Annotated in this window: 15 protein-coding genes and 2 tRNA genes; 8 read left to right on the forward strand and 9 right to left on the reverse strand. The window is 34.2% G+C overall.

The genetic code is table 11. The features are described 5' to 3' along the window. Positions 1 to 34: 34 nt before the first annotated feature. Positions 35 to 108, forward strand: a tRNA-Asp gene (locus R1T42_RS09895). Between the two features lie 594 nt (positions 109 to 702). Next, a complete protein-coding gene (locus tag R1T42_RS09900; protein WP_317290221.1) occupies positions 703 to 1,779 on the forward strand; it encodes a heparan-alpha-glucosaminide N-acetyltransferase domain-containing protein in 1,077 nt (358 codons plus the stop codon). A gap of 42 nt (positions 1,780 to 1,821) precedes the next feature. Here the strand turns inward: R1T42_RS09900 and R1T42_RS09905 are convergent. Further along, positions 1,822 to 1,903: transfer RNA gene (locus R1T42_RS09905), tRNA-Leu, on the reverse strand. 111 nt (positions 1,904 to 2,014) lie between these two features. Here R1T42_RS09905 and R1T42_RS09910 point away from each other — a divergent pair. From R1T42_RS09910 to R1T42_RS09930, 5 genes are all read left to right on the forward strand, one after another. Continuing rightward, entirely contained in the window at positions 2,015 to 3,400 is a 1,386-nt protein-coding gene (locus R1T42_RS09910) for a dipeptidase (protein ID WP_317290222.1), read from the forward strand. Between the two features lie 417 nt (positions 3,401 to 3,817). Further along, on the forward strand, positions 3,818 to 4,966 hold the full coding sequence (locus tag R1T42_RS09915) for a DoxX family protein (RefSeq protein WP_317290223.1): 1,149 nt from the start codon (positions 3,818 to 3,820) through the stop codon (positions 4,964 to 4,966). 245 nt (positions 4,967 to 5,211) lie between these two features. Further along, positions 5,212 to 5,577, forward strand: a complete 366-nt coding sequence (locus R1T42_RS09920) for a BlaI/MecI/CopY family transcriptional regulator (protein ID WP_317290224.1) — start codon at positions 5,212 to 5,214, stop codon at positions 5,575 to 5,577. Between the two features lie 2 nt (positions 5,578 to 5,579). Further along, the gene (locus tag R1T42_RS09925; protein WP_317290225.1) at positions 5,580 to 7,430 is read left to right on the forward strand and encodes a M56 family metallopeptidase; all 1,851 of its coding nucleotides are present in this window, start codon (positions 5,580 to 5,582) and stop codon (positions 7,428 to 7,430) included. Between the two features lie 271 nt (positions 7,431 to 7,701). After that, a complete protein-coding gene (locus R1T42_RS09930; RefSeq protein WP_317290226.1) occupies positions 7,702 to 8,802 on the forward strand; it encodes a DUF4407 domain-containing protein in 1,101 nt (366 codons plus the stop codon). A gap of 29 nt (positions 8,803 to 8,831) precedes the next feature. Here R1T42_RS09930 and R1T42_RS09935 read toward each other — a convergent pair whose 3' ends face one another. The 7 genes from R1T42_RS09935 to hemW form a co-directional block, all read right to left on the reverse strand. Next, the gene (locus R1T42_RS09935) at positions 8,832 to 10,610 is read right to left on the reverse strand and encodes a MutS-related protein (protein ID WP_317290227.1); all 1,779 of its coding nucleotides are present in this window, start codon (positions 10,608 to 10,610) and stop codon (positions 8,832 to 8,834) included. Beyond that, a complete protein-coding gene (locus tag R1T42_RS09940; protein WP_317290228.1) occupies positions 10,611 to 10,979 on the reverse strand; it encodes an MmcQ/YjbR family DNA-binding protein in 369 nt (122 codons plus the stop codon). Then, on the reverse strand, positions 10,979 to 11,599 hold the full coding sequence (locus R1T42_RS09945) for a DUF4230 domain-containing protein (RefSeq protein ID WP_317290229.1): 621 nt from the start codon (positions 11,597 to 11,599) through the stop codon (positions 10,979 to 10,981). The genes R1T42_RS09940 and R1T42_RS09945 overlap by 1 nt, the downstream gene beginning before the upstream one ends. An 8-nt stretch (positions 11,600 to 11,607) precedes the next feature. Then, a complete protein-coding gene (locus tag R1T42_RS09950) occupies positions 11,608 to 11,952 on the reverse strand; it encodes a DUF4260 domain-containing protein (RefSeq protein WP_317290230.1) in 345 nt (114 codons plus the stop codon). Continuing rightward, complete coding sequence (locus tag R1T42_RS09955) at positions 11,949 to 12,686, reverse strand: cyclase family protein (RefSeq protein WP_317291864.1); 738 nt, start codon at positions 12,684 to 12,686, stop codon at positions 11,949 to 11,951. Before R1T42_RS09955 ends, R1T42_RS09950 begins: the two co-directional genes overlap by 4 nt. Before the next feature lie 64 nt (positions 12,687 to 12,750). Then, on the reverse strand, positions 12,751 to 13,572 hold the full coding sequence (locus tag R1T42_RS09960) for a DUF6624 domain-containing protein (protein ID WP_317290231.1): 822 nt from the start codon (positions 13,570 to 13,572) through the stop codon (positions 12,751 to 12,753). 10 nt (positions 13,573 to 13,582) lie between these two features. Next, positions 13,583 to 14,716, reverse strand: coding sequence for a radical SAM family heme chaperone HemW (gene hemW, locus R1T42_RS09965; protein ID WP_317290232.1), 1,134 nt, complete (start codon positions 14,714 to 14,716; stop codon positions 13,583 to 13,585). A gap of 201 nt (positions 14,717 to 14,917) precedes the next feature. Between hemW and R1T42_RS09970 the strand changes: the two genes are divergently transcribed. Next, on the forward strand, positions 14,918 to 16,081 hold the full coding sequence (locus R1T42_RS09970) for a mechanosensitive ion channel (RefSeq protein WP_317290233.1): 1,164 nt from the start codon (positions 14,918 to 14,920) through the stop codon (positions 16,079 to 16,081). Positions 16,082 to 16,170: 89 nt separating this feature from the next. Here R1T42_RS09970 and R1T42_RS09975 read toward each other — a convergent pair whose 3' ends face one another. Further along, positions 16,171 to 18,876 carry a TonB-dependent receptor gene (locus R1T42_RS09975; RefSeq protein WP_317290234.1) on the reverse strand — a complete coding sequence of 902 codons (2,706 nt, stop codon included), beginning with the start codon at positions 18,874 to 18,876 and terminating at the stop codon, positions 16,171 to 16,173. Positions 18,877 to 18,921: the final 45 nt, after the last annotated feature.

Genomic DNA, 18,921 nt, shown 5'->3' on the forward strand with positions numbered 1-18,921 from the left:
CAGAAATGTGAAAGCGACGTTCAACAAAGAACACGGTCTGGTAGTTCAGCTGGTTAGAATACATGCCTGTCACGCATGGGGTCGCGGGTTCGAATCCCGTCCAGACCGCTTTTTTTCAACAACTGTTGAGAATAACAATTCAAGTTGTGTGTCCTCTAAAATAATTGAGGACTTGAGAAGGTGTCAACAGACACTTTTTGAGAAGCTTTTCCGAATAGGAGAGGCTTTTTTGTTTTACAAAGGTTTTATCTACATTATCACTACTCTTTTTCTTATTTTAATGTAAGCATCATAATGATTCTTATTTATTAACTTAATTTTTTTGCACTTTACAGATTAAAACAATTAGATTATTCACAATAACCATTAAAACTAAACTATTATGAAGAACCCTATTCAAAAAATCTTACTGATATTACTATTTTCTATTTCTTTAACAGCTTGTAGAAATGAAGCCGAAACTGCTAAAAAAAAGCAGAAGATCTTATCGAGAATGCTGATGACATAAAAGTGAAAGAGGACAAAATCAAAATAGAAAATGAAGATGGCAGTGAGGCCAAAATAAAATATGATGAAAACGGTGATGTAGAAAAAGTCAAAACCGACAACTAGTAATTCTTATCACACCATTTTGAAAAGCAGCTATCACAGCTGCTTTTTTTTATGAAATAAAACCTAGTTTTACATGACCAACTAACTAGATTGAAAACAAACCGCCTATTTTTTATAGATGCCGTGCGTGCATTTGCTATAATAATGATGTTGCAAGGTCATTTTATAGATACACTACTTGCGCCAGAATACCGAGATACCGATAGCACTATATTTCAAATATGGAGTTATTTTAGAGGTATTACAGCTCCCACTTTTTTTACTATATCTGGAATAATTTTCACTTATCTGTTGATGAAATCCAAGAAAAAAGGCCAAGCACCAGAACGTATACGCAAGGGATTACTACGTGGATTATTGCTTATTGCCATCGGTTATGGTTTAAGAGCTCCTGTTTTTGAATGGCTAACCGGAACTTTTAGAACATATTTCTTAGTGATAGATGTCTTACAATGCATAGGTCTCTCGATTATTATAACCGTCGGTATTTATTATTTAACATTTAAAAAATCTTTAATTTTCTCTATTCTCATGCTTATTTTGGGGATTTCTATTTTTATTACGGAACCGTGGTATAGGGAATTAGACACTACAGGCATACCATTAATATTTGCAAACTATTTAAGCAAGTCTAACGGCTCCATCTTTACGATTTTACCATGGCTTGGATATATGTCCATAGGCGCCTTTATTGCGTCTTTATTTTATAGATATGTAGGAAATGAGAAGTTCAAACCCATTTTAGTATCTGGCCTTATCATTATAGGCGCATTATTGATTTATAATTCATCTCAATTTTTAATGTGGATGTATCGATGGAGCGATATAAAAATTCTAAAAGATGTAGCTTATTATAACTACCTATTTACACGTTTAGGCAATGTGCTTATCTTACTAGGTATTTTTTATGCACTAGAACGATTTGTGAAAAACCAAATGATTTTTAAGATCGGTCAAAAAACCTTATCTATATATGTCGTACACTTTGTAATAATCTATGGAAGCCTTACTGGAATAGGACTGTCGCAAATTATAGGTAAAACACTTAACCCATATCAAGCAGCCATGGGCGCCATACTTTTTATAATTATAGTATGTCTGATCTCTTTATACGGTATTAAAACCAATGCTTTTATCTATAAAAAGCTGAGAGGATTCATAAAGTAAAAGCCATAAAAAAAGCTCTTCATTTCTGAAGAGCTTTTTATGTGCGGATGACAGGAATCGAACCTGCACGCCGTGAAGCACTAGATCCTAAGTCTAGCATGTCTACCAGTTCCATCACATCCGCATTCTGGTAATCCCTATTTGGGACGGCAAATATACACACTTTTCAGATATTACAAATTCTTTCTGAAATAAAAATTACACCTTTCTTATCTTTACCTAAAATTTGCAACACATGAATACTAAAACTTATGTTGATCAACACAAAGATCGATTCATAAATGAACTGATAGATTTACTTAAAATTCCTTCTATCAGTGCTGATCCGGCTTATAAGAAGGATGTTATTAAAACTAGTGAGACTATTAAAACCTCTTTAGAAAAAGCTGGCTGCGATCATGTTGAAATTTGTGAAACTCCTGGATATCCTATAGTTTATGGAGAAAAAATAATTGATAAAAACTTACCTACTGTTCTAGTTTACGGTCATTACGACGTTCAACCGCCAGATCCAGTAGAGCTTTGGGATAGTCCTCCATTTGAACCAGTTATTAAAAACACAGAACTACATCCAGATGGTGCCATCTTTGCGCGTGGTGCTTGTGATGATAAAGGTCAAATGTATATGCATGTCAAGGCCATGGAATACATGACAGCCAATAATGAGCTACCATGTAACGTGAAATTTATGATCGAAGGTGAAGAAGAAGTTGGTAGCGAGTCTTTAGGTTGGTTTTTAGAACGTAATCGTGAAAAGCTAGCTAACGACGTGATTCTAATTTCTGATACAGGAATGATCGCAAAAGATGTTCCTAGTATCACAACCGGACTGCGTGGTTTAAGCTATGTAGAAGTTGAAGTTACTGGTCCTAATCGTGATTTACATTCAGGCCTGTATGGTGGTGCTGTTGCAAACCCTATCAATATATTATGTGATATGATTGCTCAGCTGCATGATGAAAATAATCACATCACTATTCCTGGATTTTATGATAAGGTAGAAGATTTAAGCACTGAAGAGCGTGCAGAAATGGCAAAAGCTCCTTTTTCTCAAGAGGCTTACAATAAAGCCTTAGACATCTCGCAAGAGCATGGCGAAAAAGGCTATACTACAAATGAGCGCAATAGTATAAGACCTACACTGGATGTTAATGGAATTTGGGGTGGATATATTGGTGAAGGTGCAAAAACGGTGATCGCAAGTAAAGCATTTGCAAAAATATCAATGCGACTAGTACCAGACCAGAACTGGCACGAGATAACAGAATTGTTTCAAAAACATTTTGAAAGCATTGCCCCAGCAAGTGTAAAGGTTAAAGTAAAACCTCATCACGGTGGTACTGCATATGTAACACCTATCGATTCATTAGGTTACCGAGCTGCTAGTGCAGCATATGAAGACACATTTGGCAAAACTCCTATACCACAACGCAGTGGTGGTTCTATTCCTATTGTTGCTCTTTTTGAAAAAGAACTCAATTCTAAGTCTATTTTAATGGGATTTGGTCTGGATAGTGACGCGATTCATTCTCCTAACGAACATTTTGGAATATGGAATTACTTAAAAGGAATTGAGACCATTCCTCATTTCTATAAGCATTATACTGAGATGAGTATATAAAAAGATATCGGCCTGAGTTTGTGAAAATGAATTCTGAAAACGTCTGTTATCACACTTCGACAATCTCTTTTTGAAAGAATCACAGAAAAAATCCCGTTCTAAAAGTTAGAATGGGATTTTTATTTGGCCGATTCACCAGCTATGTTTACGACTGTGCTATCCCGTATATTTCCGAAGAAAAAATTAAATTTTGCCGCTATCGTTAGCACATTTATATTGCAATGAGGATTGTTGATAATTTCGCTTTCGCGAAAGCGAAATTATCAAAAGCCTTGTAACAATTATACAAAAACAACGTCATTGTGATATAACCATACTTTAATGCTACCACACCAAGAATTCAAGACAACTTGGAGCACACTAGAAAAAATAACTTTCAGGTTTGTATTTCTATTTTGCACAGCTCACATATTTTTAATGATTACTCATGAATTATTAGAACCATTGTTTGCGTGGATAGGAGATTATATTTTTCATAGTGACGGTCGTTTAACATCAGAATCTACAGGAAGTGGTGACGATACCTTATCATGGATGTCGTTATTCTTTCAAACCATACTTGCCATAGCAGGGACTTTAACCTGGTCTATTCTTGATTGCGAACGTATTTCTTATAATAAACTACATTACTGGTTGCGCAGCACTCTGAGAATATATGTAGGCTTTTTTATGATAGTCTACGGCTTTGCAAAAGTCTTTTTAATACAATTTCAAGAACCTACCTTAACTTCATTGCTGCAACCACTAGGAGAATTCTCACCTATGGGACTTGCATGGACTTATATGGGATTCAGCCCTGCTTTTGGGATTTTCACAGGTTTACTTGAAGTTATTGCCGGTGTTTTACTTATTCCTAGACGCACACAAACCTTAGGTGCATTTATGGTTGTAGGTATAATGACACACGTAGCAATGATGAATCTTTGTTTTGACATTCCTGTTAAAATATTTTCAATACATCTAGCTTTTATGGGCTTTGTACTTCTATGGAGCGATAGGAAACGACTTGTGGCTGCCTTTTTTAAAGGAAAGCAAATAATAGAGAATGACTATTACAGACCTATTAAAGTTGATTTCAATAAAGCAATCAGAATCATTAAAATAGTTGGTTTAAGTAGTTTATTTCTACTAGGCATTGCCTTTGCAACAATCATCAACCTTGAACGTCATAAAGATGATAAAAAAGATAATTTTTACGGCATTTGGGAAGTAGAAACCTATATTAAAAACAGTGATACTATTCCACCACTAACTACCGCTTCAAGTAGATGGCGCTATCTCATTATGGAAGCAAAAGGACGTGCAAATGTAAAAACTATGAATGATGACGTAAACGCTTTTCATTTTAACATAGACAGTCTCAACCAGCTTTCTTTATATGAAAGACGCACAAATGAGATTATTAACAATTTCCATTTATATACTCAGGATAGTACGCATTTTAAGATCAAAGGTCTTCTTGATCAAGATAGCTTAGAAGTGCATTTTAAAGCTATTGATAAGGATAAAATGCTCTTGGTAAATCGTGGTTTTCACTGGGTAAATGAGACTCCTTTCAATAATTAACCCCTTTTTTAAACCTGTTCTTTATTCATTTCGCTTTTGCAAAAGCAGAACATAAATCCCTACTACATCATTTTTACAAACAACTATTAACGAGTATTGTGAAAATTAATAATCGATACTGACAGGCAGCAGCATGACGATTTAAGAAGTCTTTTAGAGTAATGTTTCTGATTTTAAACAGCTCTACACTTGTAGAATAATAAAATTACTCTACATTTGTAGAGTTAATTCTAATATTGTAGAGCATGAAACTGTCTAAAACTGAAGAAGAATTAATGAGCCATTTATGGAAGCTTGAAAAAGCTTTTATGAAAGACTTATTAGAAGAATATCCTGAACCTAAACCTGCCACTACCACAGTGGCTACATTATTAAAAAGGATGGCTGACAAAGGTTTTGTGGGTTATGAGCTATTTGGTAAAAGTCGTCGATACTTCCCATTAGTTGAAAAAACAGCCTACTTCTCAAAACACGTTAATGGCTTGATCAAAAATTTCTTTAATGATAGCTCCTCTCAATTTGCTTCCTTTTTCACTAAAGAAACTGATCTAAGCAAAAAAGAGTTAGAAGAATTACGGTCTATCATCGATCAACAGATTAAAAAGAAGTAGTTATGGAACATTATCTAATCAATAGCTCTATCTGTTTATTTGCACTTTGGTTGTTTTATAAACTAGCCTTTGAGAACACCTCATGGCATCATTTGAAAAGATACTTTTTACTTGCATCCATAGGGATATCCATTGTTATACCTTTTATAGTAGTGAAAACAATTGTTATCCCTATTGAGACTAATTCAGTAATGAATTTTACGTCATCATCTGTAGTCAATGAAATAGCTAGACAACAAAATTTTGAATTCAACTGGAGCTTCATTCTTTGGACTACTTATGGTTTAGGTGTAATTATCATGTTATGGAGGTTTATTAAAAACCTGAAAGCATTCCGTATAGGTGATGAAGATGAGTTGAAAATATACAGCCATTATCAACTAGTATTAAGAAATGCGCTTATAGTACCACATTCTTTTCTAAAACGAATTTTTGTATCTAAGAATCAATATGAAGAAAATCTTATTCCTACCGCTGTATTAGAACATGAAAAAGCACACCTGGACCAGCGACATTCACTCGATATTTTATTTATAGAAATATTATTAATTCTATTCTGGTTCAATCCACTTTTCTATATCATGAGGTATTCCATAAAATTAAATCACGAGTTTCTTGCTGATCAAGCAGTAATTCAGCATGGAATAGACACCGCAACTTATCAAGAGACTCTACTAAAATACACACAAAACAGCCATAGTGCTGCACTGGCAAACACATTTAATTTTCCAATTATTAAAAAACGATTTTACATTATGAAAACTCAAACATCACAAGCTAGTTTAATATCTAGAAGCCTAGCATTAATCCCAATTCTTGCATTACTTATAATTAGTTGTGGAAAAGAAGAAACAGAATTTCAAGAAATTGAAGAGATTTTAGAAATTGAAGAAGTAGTAGATGATAATCATAAAACAGAAATTATTAAGGTCTATGAAGTTTTAGAAAATTTAACACCAGAACATATTGAAGAATACAATCGTCTGGCCATTAAACACAAAAACTACATGGATGCAAATAATAATTTAATAGTATTTAAAGATGAAACTCAACACATGCAAACCATATTTCATTCTATGAGTGAAGAACAACAATCTTCTAATGAACCATGGCCATATCTAGGAAGAGATAATGATTTAAAAGCAGGACAAATTCCGCCACCGCCGCCACCTGCACCAAGTGCCATTGAATATATAAATGAACACAAGAACGAATTAAATTATTATCTCAGAGAAGATCAAATCCCAGCTGACGTTGCCATAAAAATCATTAATGATGTAGGACAGGCAGGCGTAGAAATAAGCCCAGATGATAAAGGTGTAATGTCTATTAAAATTCTGGAAACTGAGAACAACAAAGGAACCTTGCCACCACCGCCACCACCACCGGTAAAATCTAAAACTGTGAGTGATAAAGAATTTGCTGAATATAATGACTGGGCAAAAAAAAATAATGAACAAAATAGAGCAGCAAAGCAAAATGATAACAATGGCTATGCGATTATTAAACAGAAAGACTTTGAAAAGCACAAATCTATATACGATAGAATGAGTACATCTCAAAAAAGTGAAGCACAACCATTACCTACTTTACCACCACCACCGCCACCTGCAAAAGACATAAAACAGATATCAAATAAAGAAGTAGAGGAATACAATTGGCTATTAAACAGACACAGAGAGTTCTTAAAAAATGAAAAAAGAATAGTCGTTTTTAAAGAAGATACTAATAGAATGATTCAACTATATACATTAATGAGTGTAGAACAGCAATCAAAAAATCAGGCGTGGCATTACTTATATAAGGAAAACAAAGCAAAAGCCGAAGAAATTTTACCTCCGCTAACAGCTTAATAAGCAAGTATTAAAATGAATGATTTATCAATCATATTCACAACTATGTTAAAGTAAGAACTTGATCGATCAGTTCAATTTCTTGAAACAGGAAACAACGATCAAAAAATTAAGAACATTGATAGTCTTAGAATAGCTGAATACAATACATATTTCGTTTTATAAATCAGCAATAGGATTGATTGAAATCACAGACGGTACTATAATTACACATCATACCGTAACAATCTGTAAATTATTGCGTTATTAGATAGAACCATAATCAATCCATATGCAATCCTTCTTCATCACCTGTAGCGGTGCAGACACAGATATACTCGATAATTGTAGTGCTGGTGAACGTACTAAATATGCCGGTATAGGCGCTACCGTTTTCTTTACGGCTCTTATGGCGTTTTTTGCCGCTAGTTATGCGCTATACACAGTTTTTGACAGTTATTTGATTGCAACAGCTTTTGGTTTCGTTTGGGGTTTATTGATTTTTAACCTAGATCGTTACATCGTTTCTACACTCAAAAAGAGTGATAAAAAAATGAATGAAATCTGGCAAGCTGCGCCTCGTATTATTCTAGCGATTATCATTGCTGTTGTAATTTCCAAACCTCTTGAATTAAAGATCTTTGAGAAAGAAATTGATCAAGTTTTACTGGAACAAAAGAACCAGTTAACTCTTGAAAATCAAGAACAAGTTGCACAGTTGTATGTGGTTGAGGAGAACGCTTTCGCGAAAGCGATACAAGACTTAAAAACAGAAACAACCACCAAAGAAGATGAAGTAAACGCTCTCTACACGACCTATATCACAGAGGCCGAGGGAACATCTGGAACTAATAAGTTAGGAAAAGGTCCTGTCTATAAAGAGAAACGAGAGAAACACGACGCAGCACTAGCAGAACTGACAGCCTTAAAAGCTACTAATGCAAATAAAATTGCCTCCATAGAATTACAAATGGCAACGCTGCAAGACACAGAAGCAACGATGATTGCTTCTACACAGCCTATTATTGATAATTTTGACGGATTAATGGCACGTATAGAAGCATTAAACAAGTTGCCGTTTCTCACCTCATTCTTTATATTCTTGCTTTTTCTTGCTGTAGAAACATCACCTATCATAGCAAAATTGCTCTCACCACGTGGTGAATATGACTTTAAACTAGCCGAGCGTGAAGATCTCGTCAAGTCATGGGTCACGCAGCAGAAAGCACAACAAGAAATCCTTGTTAAAACTGACAAAGAACTCAACAACAGAGTCTATGCCGACATTGCTGAAGAAGAAGCACTTTATGCCTACAAGAAGAAAATGGCTCGAGAGCTCATGCAACAACAAGCCGATGCGTTTTATAAAAAACAGAAAGGGATATTGGGGTAAGCTAGCTATTGACTGAAAAACTCAATTTCTTAGTCATCAACAATACCCATTTTCCTTAACAAGAAACTAGCATTCATATTTGTAGCAATTCCGTATTTAAAGGTATAGTCAAAGGTAAGCTCATCGTTAGTGATGTCTGCATCAAAAAAGTAGTTAGAGATACTATCGTATTCATTTGCAACTTCAGTAAGGCTTAAATCGTGTGTAGCGATAATTCCAGTGGCGTGTTTTCTAGAAAGTTTCTCGATCAGTTTTCTAGACCCATTTGCTTTATCTTGGCTGTTTGTTCCTTTAAGGATTTCATCTAGGACGATAAAGTAACGTTCGGTTTCTATTTTATCGACGATGTATTTTAAACGTTTTAATTCACTAAAGAAGTAACTCTCATCATCAGTTAAAGAATCGCTAGTTCTCATACTGGTAATTAACTTGATCGGACTATAAATCATAGATTGTGCGCATACCGGTAGTCCAGCATTTGCCATTACAATTTTCATAGAGACCGTTCTTAAGAAGGTACTTTTGCCTGCCATATTTGCACCAGTAATGATAAAGAATTCACCGCTTGATATTTGAATATCATTTCCTATTGCTTTTGCAGGATCTAGTAAAGGATGTCTCGCATCGTTTACTTGCATTTTAAAATCACCACTTTCAATCGTAGGATAGACATAATCCTTATGATTATAAGCAAAATTTCCTAGCGAGTTCATTGCATCTATTTGTGCAACGGTTTCTAACCAGTTCTCGATATGGCCAGCATTTTCTTGCAACCAGTTCTCTATAGTATGTACTTGCTTTAGATCCCATAATCCAAAACCATTTGCAAGAACTCCAAACAACATATTATTACGTTGATCTAACCTACCTATAGCAACCGCTAGCTCTTGAAATCTAATAGATGCTGGCGATTCACCTACCATTATTCTGGATTTTAATTCTATGAGCAAATCACTTTTAAAACTTTCTTTTTCTATTGCGAGAATTAACTGACTGTACTGCTGAAAAAATAATTCTAAAGAACTAATATTTGTACTGAAAGCGGTAATGCGCTTTATGTACTTACCCGTTACAGCTAGTCCACCAAAGAACGCTGCTGAGAAAATATAACCATTTACCCAATCATTAAAATAAGCAACTCCTAATGCTATAGAAACCGCAAACCATACCCAAGGTAACCAAGAAAATAATGAAGGTACAAAGGCCTCATAGCTTTTAACCCAGGTAAGCATCCCTTTAGGGTCTTTTTCATTATTAAGCAATGTTGCTGTTGCCCCATAGTTATGTCTGAAATCTATCTTCTCAGACAATTCCTTAATCGCTTCTTGTTTTTGAGAAATCCCTGTTAAATCATTAGATAAAAACTGAGCAGCTAGTGTCGCTACACCATCTTTAGTAACACTTCTATTTAAATACTGAAAAAATGAACCTGGACCTAATAAATCTATGTCGCGACTAAACTCATGATCATCTTTTAAAAATTGAGAACCATCTGCTCTATCATAGTATTTACGGTCTAGCATTTTCAACTCCAGTTCATTGCGATCTAGTAAAGCTTGTTGAAAGTCTCGCTTTCTTTTAAGATTTTCATGCCTCGATACTAGAAATAAGAATAAAATAAAAGTTGCGACAGCAATTACAACAGCTACCTGCCATTGTGACCATAAAAAATATACGCCAGCAGCACCAGCAACAAATAACAATAGTCTTATGGTACTAGATAGACGTAGTTGATTCTTAATAGAATCTCTATGATTCTTAAATTGAGTAATACGCTCTGTATAGAATGATTGTAAGGTCTCTTTCAATTATAAATTTTTAAGGTCTTCTTTTTGAGCTCGTGTTAATTTTCCTATGACTAACTCATAACTATGATCGATCCATTTTTTAAGCTCTGAAGCTTCCATGGCTTTATCTATAAAAATAGTGTTCCAGTGTTTTTTATTACTATGATAACCACCTATGACAGTGCCATCATATTCTACTCTTAATTCAATTGCTTTTTCCGGATTGCATTTTAAATTAATGGCTGGCTCGCCACGTTCCCATCGATCTAGTCCTGTGAGGCAAAACATTTTGCCCATAACTTTAAACACTAATGTAGATTCATCAAAAGGAAACTCTTCAGTTACCGCTTTTTTAGACATGCAATAATCACGCAACTCATCAATATGCATTAGGACTCAATTTTCTTTTGAGGCTCAACTTCATTAAGAATAAGCGTCGTGTAGTCTAGTTTCCATCCTATTGTCGCCGCAAGTCCTTCCATAAGTTGAATGGTCTGTAACGCTTCTTTTCTCGCTTGGTCTAACAATCCACTTTCTGGGATTTTATCTATGATATGCTGTTTTGCATTGCGTGATATCTCCGTTAAGTCTTCACTAGTGAAATAGTTTGCCCAACCTTCTTTTTTATCATAGTAATTAAAGTCTGTTTCAATACTTAATACTTGAGGTTGTGGGAAGTTGGTGAGTCGTATCGTCTTTGAGTTAGGGTCACTATTCATCTCTATTTTAGTAAGGTCAAAACCTATGTGAGCCTTTGCATTAATAAGAATAATAGCCTTTTTCTTTCCTAACAAAAGACTCATTAATTTCTCCTTTACATTCTCATAGTGATAGATTTCTGCAAAATCTCCTTCTACGGTAATGAATTTACAAACAGAGCGTATTTTTTCCATAAGCACTACGCTTTGCTCTCTAGTGTTTTCTTTTTTGCCCATCTTGCCCATCAGCATCTTAAACACAAAAAAAGCTATCACAGCTCCTACAGCAAGTCCTATAAATAGTAATTCCATATTCAAATTTACAATTTATCGAGATGAGTGCTTTTAAAAGCATCAGGATATTTGAGTCCGTAGCCAAATATTCTATCCATACCTATATGGGCAACCATAATCCATCCATACATAAAAGTAATATCATTTTTCAAAAACTTCCCTATCGCTAGAACTGCGATAGCGACAAGTAAATGATGGAAAACATTGTATGTCATTGCTCCTAATCGATTATTAATTAAGTATCCTATAGCACCTATATCTGGCGTAAGCAATAATGCTGCAAAAATCCACCAGCTATAGTCAGTGTAGTAAAAACCATAAAGGCCTACCATTAAAACAGCTAAGCCTTCTAACTTTAATAACCATTTCATAGAATAGAATACAATATCGGACGAGATGGCGCAGCATCATTTTCTAATGGAGCTACTTGTAAATCCATCATATAAAATCCGTCCTTTACAGTGTCTGGTACATATATTAATTCCGTGATTGTAGCATCTAATCTTTGGTCACCATTAAAATCCCAAAATGCTTTGTGCGCTATCAACGCACCATTATCTTTCTCTTTATCTACGCTAGGTAGGTCTATAAGGATGTGCTTGATTTCGCTTTCGCGAAAGCGTATCATAGTTTCCTCAAGGATATAAGGTGGATTTGTATTAGAATAGTTCTTTGAGCTCTTTTGCTCTCCATTAGGCAACGTACGGATGATGATAGCTTCTACTCCAGATTTTAAGTCTTGAAAATGTTGAGGAGTTATGACTTGATCTTCTCCTTCCTTATCTGGCTCTATAGAAAAAATTTGTGCTTTAAAAAAAGTTTTATCTAGCGCTTTATTCACGCTATGAAATTCCTCTGTAATATGACCTATACACTCGGTATGCGTCCCATGACTGTGCGGATTAAAATGCACATTATTAAAGTTTGTTGAACCGCCCAGTTTTACATTTCCCACATAACCATCTACCTCAACGTGCTTAATTTGTGGCTGGTCGATATACCACGCTCCTACTCCAGCATTATCTTGTATCGCTAGACTAATATCTATAGGTTGCGATAAATCAATGGAGACTTTTTCGTTTTCTAACTGAATGGTAGTTTGCATAGTAGTCGTCTTTGTATGACAAGAATTAAGTAGGAATAAAAATAGAATCAGTTGATATCTCATATTATTCTTTTTGTGGAACGTTGAAATCGATATTGAAAAAATTAAGATATCCAGCTAGAGATCCCATATCCATTTCTTTGCGACGTGCATCTACGTTTTCCGGATCTTGCAGCTCATATAATTCATAAGTACCGTCGGTATTCATCATTACTTGCGAGCCATATAATTGTGGTTGTCCATCATCCATACGCATACGATCTTCCATAAGGGCAACATCTTGTTTTTCAAAAAGCCCATTTTCTAGTCCTTTTTTAATCATAGGAAAGTATTTCTTACGTTTATCTGCACTGGCGTGTTGTATGACTAGCCATATAGCGGAATAGCCTAACTTACCGACACTTTCTGGAGCTGGCATGCCACATTTACCCAGGATTTGCTCTACCGCGGTTAGATTAGCCTCATCAATTGAGGCTACGTTAAGGTTGTCTGCACGAGAGTCTTGATCTCTTAAATAAATATTTTGTAGTAGTCCACCTAAATTATCACAGTTGATATCTCTTGCACCATTTCTTAATAATGGAGTAGATTTTTGTGCGATACGGACTTTATCAGAATCCTGTAATTGTACTTTAACTAGAACACTATCAGAATCAATCATCCAGTCTGCAAATGGTAAATCATTTGAGAGTGATTTTCTTTGTTCCTTAGATAATTCTTTTCCATCGAGACTATAATAAATCACATCATTAGGAATAGTAATTTGGTTCTTCTCGACCATTTCCATCATTTGATCATAAGTAATTGCCGTAAGCTTAGGATCTTGCTCACAGCTTATCATACTTATAGATATAAATAATAATATAACGAGTTGATTATATTTCATAGTTTATGTTTTAATTCAAATTGAGCATGAATAAATCACTAGCGATACCATCACTTAGAAATTTCCCTTTGCGAGTCACCATTAATGTATCGCTATCTAAATATAGTAAATGATCTTTTAAATATTCAGAAGCTTGAATTAGTAAATAATCTTTAAAATTAACGCCATATTCCTGTTCTATTTTATTTAAAGAAATCCCATAAATTGTGCGTAAACCAGTCATGACATATTCATTATAACGATCTACTGTTGTCAGTTCTTCTATCTCGATAGGTAATTCACTAGCTTGAATAGATTTAAGATACTTTACATTATTATTAATGTTCCAGCCGCGTCTTTTCCCATCAAAACTGTGTGCACTAGGTCCTATACCTATATAACTTTTACCGGTCCAGTATGCGGTATTATTTTTTGAGAAATAGCCTTCTTTACCAAAGTTTGAAAACTCATAATTGCTATAACCGTGCAGTTGCATTGCATCTAGTAAGATATGGAAATGCTCTTGGGCGAGTTCATCATCTACTTTAGGAATAAGTCCTTTTTCTATAAATGATTTAAGAGCCGTATTATCTTCTACGGTTAAAGCATAACTGGATATATGTGGTATTTTTAATTCTATGGCTTTATAGATATTTTCTCTCCAGCGGTCTGCTGTCATATCAGGAATTCCATAAATCAAGTCTATAGAAATATTATCAAAATAAGTTTGTGCTTGAACGATACAAGCTAGTGCTTCTTGAGCATTGTGAGCCCGATTCATCAACTTTAAATCTTCTTCAAAAAATGATTGAACTCCAATACTCAAGCGGTTTACTGGTGAGTCATTAAGTTGTGCTAATTTCTCTGTGGTAAGATCGTCTGGATTTGCCTCTAGAGTAATTTCTGGGTTTTCAGCAACTTGATAATGCTTATAAACAGCATCGATGATTTGATTGATTTGAGATAGCTCAAGCACACTAGGCGTTCCACCACCAAAGTAAATGGTCTCTACAGTGATTTTAATATACTCGTTTTTGCGTAAGCGAATTTCTTCACATAGTGCCACAACTATATCATCCTTGTATTTCATGTTTGTGCTAAAATGAAAATCACAATAATGACAAGCTTGCTTGCAAAAAGGAATATGTATATAAATACCGCTCATGGCTGTAAAGGTAAGGTACCCAATAATAAAATTAAAAGTAAACAAACGCCGTACTATTAAAGTGTAAAAGAACATATTAAAGTATTACAGCTTGTTTTCTTACCTTTTATAGAAGGTGTAATAAATCAATTTAGCATAAATGACATTATCATAGGTGAAGAATATCTTGCCATTATTCAAACTAAATTTTAAAACTAAAAAATGGAATATTTAAACAATTTATTAGACTCATTTACCTCAGAAGGTTACCTGATTAATGCACTGGTAGCTGTACTGATTTTAATAGTAGGTCTCTTTATTGCTAAGCTTCTTAAAAAGCTCACTCAAAAACTACTTGTAAAAACAGGTATAGATAATAAACTTAAAAGTGACAAAGTAAAGTTATCTTCTTTTATCGCAAAACTGGTTCATTTATTACTAATGATTCTTGTATTTATGCTAGTACTAGGTAAATTAGGCCTTACTGATGTACTTGAACCTCTTAAAGAATTACTGTCTGGATTTACTGGATTTATCCCTAAATTAGTAGGTGCAGGATTAGTTGCTTACATAGGTTACATGCTAGCAAATGTAGTATCTGAACTGGTAGGTTTATCCGGTGACTCTATAAAAAAGTTTACTCCTAAATTAAAATTACCAGAGAATATAGACCTTGTAGGTATCTTAAAAAAGATTGTATTCATATTTATTTTCATTCCATTACTTATAGTAGCTTTAGGAATATTAGACATGACTGCCATTTCTGATCCAGCAACAAACATGCTAGAGCAATTTATGAGTGCTATCCCTAAGATCTTTATAGCTGTTGTGATTTTAATTATAGCCGTAGTAGGTGGTAAATTTATAAGCGGTATGGTAAAGGATCTATTAAAAAGCATGAATGTAAATAGTGTTTTTAATAAAATGGGACTAGATTCTATTTTAGGCGATACTAGTATTGTGAAACTTATCGGTAATTTAGTATTCTTCTTTATTGTTCTTTTTGGAATTACTACTGCTGTAGAAAAGTTAGAGTTTGCTCAATTATCTGAGGTAATGGAAACGGTTATTAATTATTCTGGTAAAATATTATTTGGTCTTGTAATTCTGGCGATAGGAAACTGGATTGCTGGATTAGCTTATAAGCAAATGGCAAAGAATGATAATGCGTTTCTAGCATCAGTGGTGCGCATGGCGGTTATCGCTATATTCCTTGCTATAGGTTTAAATACTATGGGAATAGCAGACTCTATTATCAATCTTGCCTTCGGACTTACTCTAGGAGCGATTGCACTTACTATAGTTCTTAGCTTTGGGCTAGGTGGTCGTGAAGCTGCTGGAAAGCAAATGGAACAAATACTAAATAAGTTCAACAACAAAAAATAGATTCTATCAAAATGTTTTTTGCTTAAACATAAAACGGCTGTCTATAATGGACAGCCGTTTTTAATTATATAAATAATATATATTTGTTTCTATATATCAAATCTCATCTGGAAATAAACGTAACGTGGTAATACAAATGTTTGTGTAGTGGACGTGGCTATCTGACCAAAGTTGTTATTAACATTCACCTCAGCATTAAGCAGGTTAGTTGCAATCAATGAATATTGCCATCTAGAAGAAGGTTTTTGATAACGTATGGACGCATCTAAAAATTCAAATGTGTTTTCTTGACCATTATCTGATGAGAAATCATTTAAATCATAACTACCTCTCAACAACCATCTTTTACCAAGTTGCCAATCGATACCAGCACTATATACATTAGTAGTTGAGTTATTCTCAAATCCACCATTATCACTATCATTAAAGTTAAGTCTATAACCTAAATCAAAGTTAATTCCCTTTTGGAAATTAGACCTAGCAGTCGCTCCATAAGTTTGATTAATGTTAATCGATTCTTGCTCAACATTGTTTATAATATTATTACGACTGGACCAGCTACCACTAGCTGAAACTCCAAATTGGATTTTTCTTATCTCCTTACCATAAGATAAACTACCGTTTAAAGATTCATTAGGCAATCCAAAGTTTATAGGTGCACTTATCTGGTTAATACCATCCAACTGTGTTTGCGACTGTATAGCATCACGTTGCTTGGTGTAAGTAATATTTCCAAATATTGTTGTGTAATTAAACATGTTGAAGTTGTTATATCTTAACGATACACGATCATTTAATGATCCTTCTAATTGATTATTACCACTACGCAAACTGTTATAGTTTGTAAATATGATACCTTCTGCATAGTTATCAATATCTGTAAATGTTACTGTTTGATCATAAGATAATCTTAAAGATTGAGAACTCTTAATGTCATAACGAACTTCAAGATCCGGAACTAAACGTTGTGATTCAATAACATTCTCTATATCATTTTGGAAATCTAGTGTTCTGAAGCTATGTGCTGTTAAACCTGGTGTAAATGTGAATTTTCCAGTAATAAATTTATAATGTACGGCTGCAAATAAATCAGTAAAATTGTATTGTACATTATCATTACGTAATGAAGGGTCTTGCAACTCGTTTCTTTCATCAGTATCTGTAATTTGAAAAATATCAGAACTGAAGTTTTGTTGAGAAACTGTAGATCCTATAGTAAAATTGATATTACTAGTTTTATTTAAAACATAGAAGTAATCTAATTTTGCATCGATTTTGTTTGTGTTCACAAAGCGTTCTTGGTTGATATTATAAGGATCTGCGGACTCTAACCCTAGTGCACCATTAAAAGGCTCTGGATCTTGTTGATCTCTTATATTACGAATAGCATTATAGAATGGGTCTTCTTCTTGATTTAAAAACTGAGATTCAAAAGCAAATATGTGTCGTTCTCCTGCTGTGTAATATGCATTTAAGGACTGGTTAAACGAAATAGGCTTTTGGCTGTTTAATTGATCAATATCCTCTATATCTCCGGATCGACTAGACGTAAAATCTGTGACTTGACTTTGATCAGAAATATTAAAACGACCATCATAATTAATGGATAAATCAGAATTAGGATTATAGTTTGCACCTAATTTAAATAAACCTACCTGATTGCGTTCTAAAGCTCTATCATCAGTTTCTTCTACTAATCCACTATCAATAAAGGTATTACTATTTAAAACCTTTGTTCTCGTATCTGTACTAGAAAGAATAGCAAATGCGCTCATATCTAACTTATCACTTACTTTCCATGACGCATTACCTGCAAGAAACTTACTATCTATAGAGAGCGCTCTATTAGTTGCAAAAGCGCTAAAAGTACTAGCAGCGTTTACATTTATTGACGCATTGTTTTGTCTTGTATCGCGACGATTAAAACCTATGAATCTAAAATAATCTCTACCCGTAAAAGCAGGTGTACCTAAATTATTAAAATCTGTCAGGATATTTACAGAGAAATCTTCACTGTAATAAAAAGCTTTGGGCTGTATAAGATAACGCTCAGCCTGTCCACCATATCCTGCTCCTACTGTAGCTTCTCCAAACCAGAATTTCTTCTTTCCTTCTTTCAGTTTAATATTAATCACGTATCGATCTTGATCGTTCCCTAGTCCTTTCAACTGTGACTGGTTATTATAATTTTTAAGTACTTGAACTTTACTTACTGCATCTGCTGGAATATTCTTTGTAGCTAGTCTAGAGTCACCTTCAAAGAAATCTTTCCCTTCAACTTGGACTTTTTCAACAACCTGACCTTCTACAGTAATATCTCCATCATCGTTTACTTCCACACCTGGTAGCTTTTGAAGAACATCACCTAGTTTATCCTCAGTACCATTTGTAAAACTGTCTGCGTCATACACGATAGTATCTCCTTTAATAGAAACGGGCATTTGATAAGTAAGATTAATAGCATCCAACTCATCTGCACCAGCCATCATCATAAAGTTTTTCACAAGATCACCTTGTAACTTTTCTACCTTTTCCTCAATTTGTTTTAGACCTAGAAAAGATACTTTAATTGTATAGGTACTATCTTGCTTAAGACCTTCTAATTTATATTTACCTTCTTGATTTGTTATACCGAAAGCGCCAAGATTTTTGTCTTGTTGATAAGCTATTACATTTGCCATTTGTAATGGGACACCTAGACTATCAACAACAGTTCCGGTGATTTTATAATTTTGTGCGATTGAAGTGCTTAAACAAAGTAATGCTACACACAATAAGAGTATATTTTTTTTCATATGAATTCAATGCTCAATGGCATTCTGTTTTTTGGTTAAAGAAAT

The sequence above is a fragment of the Nonlabens ulvanivorans genome, from assembly GCF_032922765.1.
GTDB classification, from domain to species: domain Bacteria; phylum Bacteroidota; class Bacteroidia; order Flavobacteriales; family Flavobacteriaceae; genus Nonlabens; species Nonlabens ulvanivorans.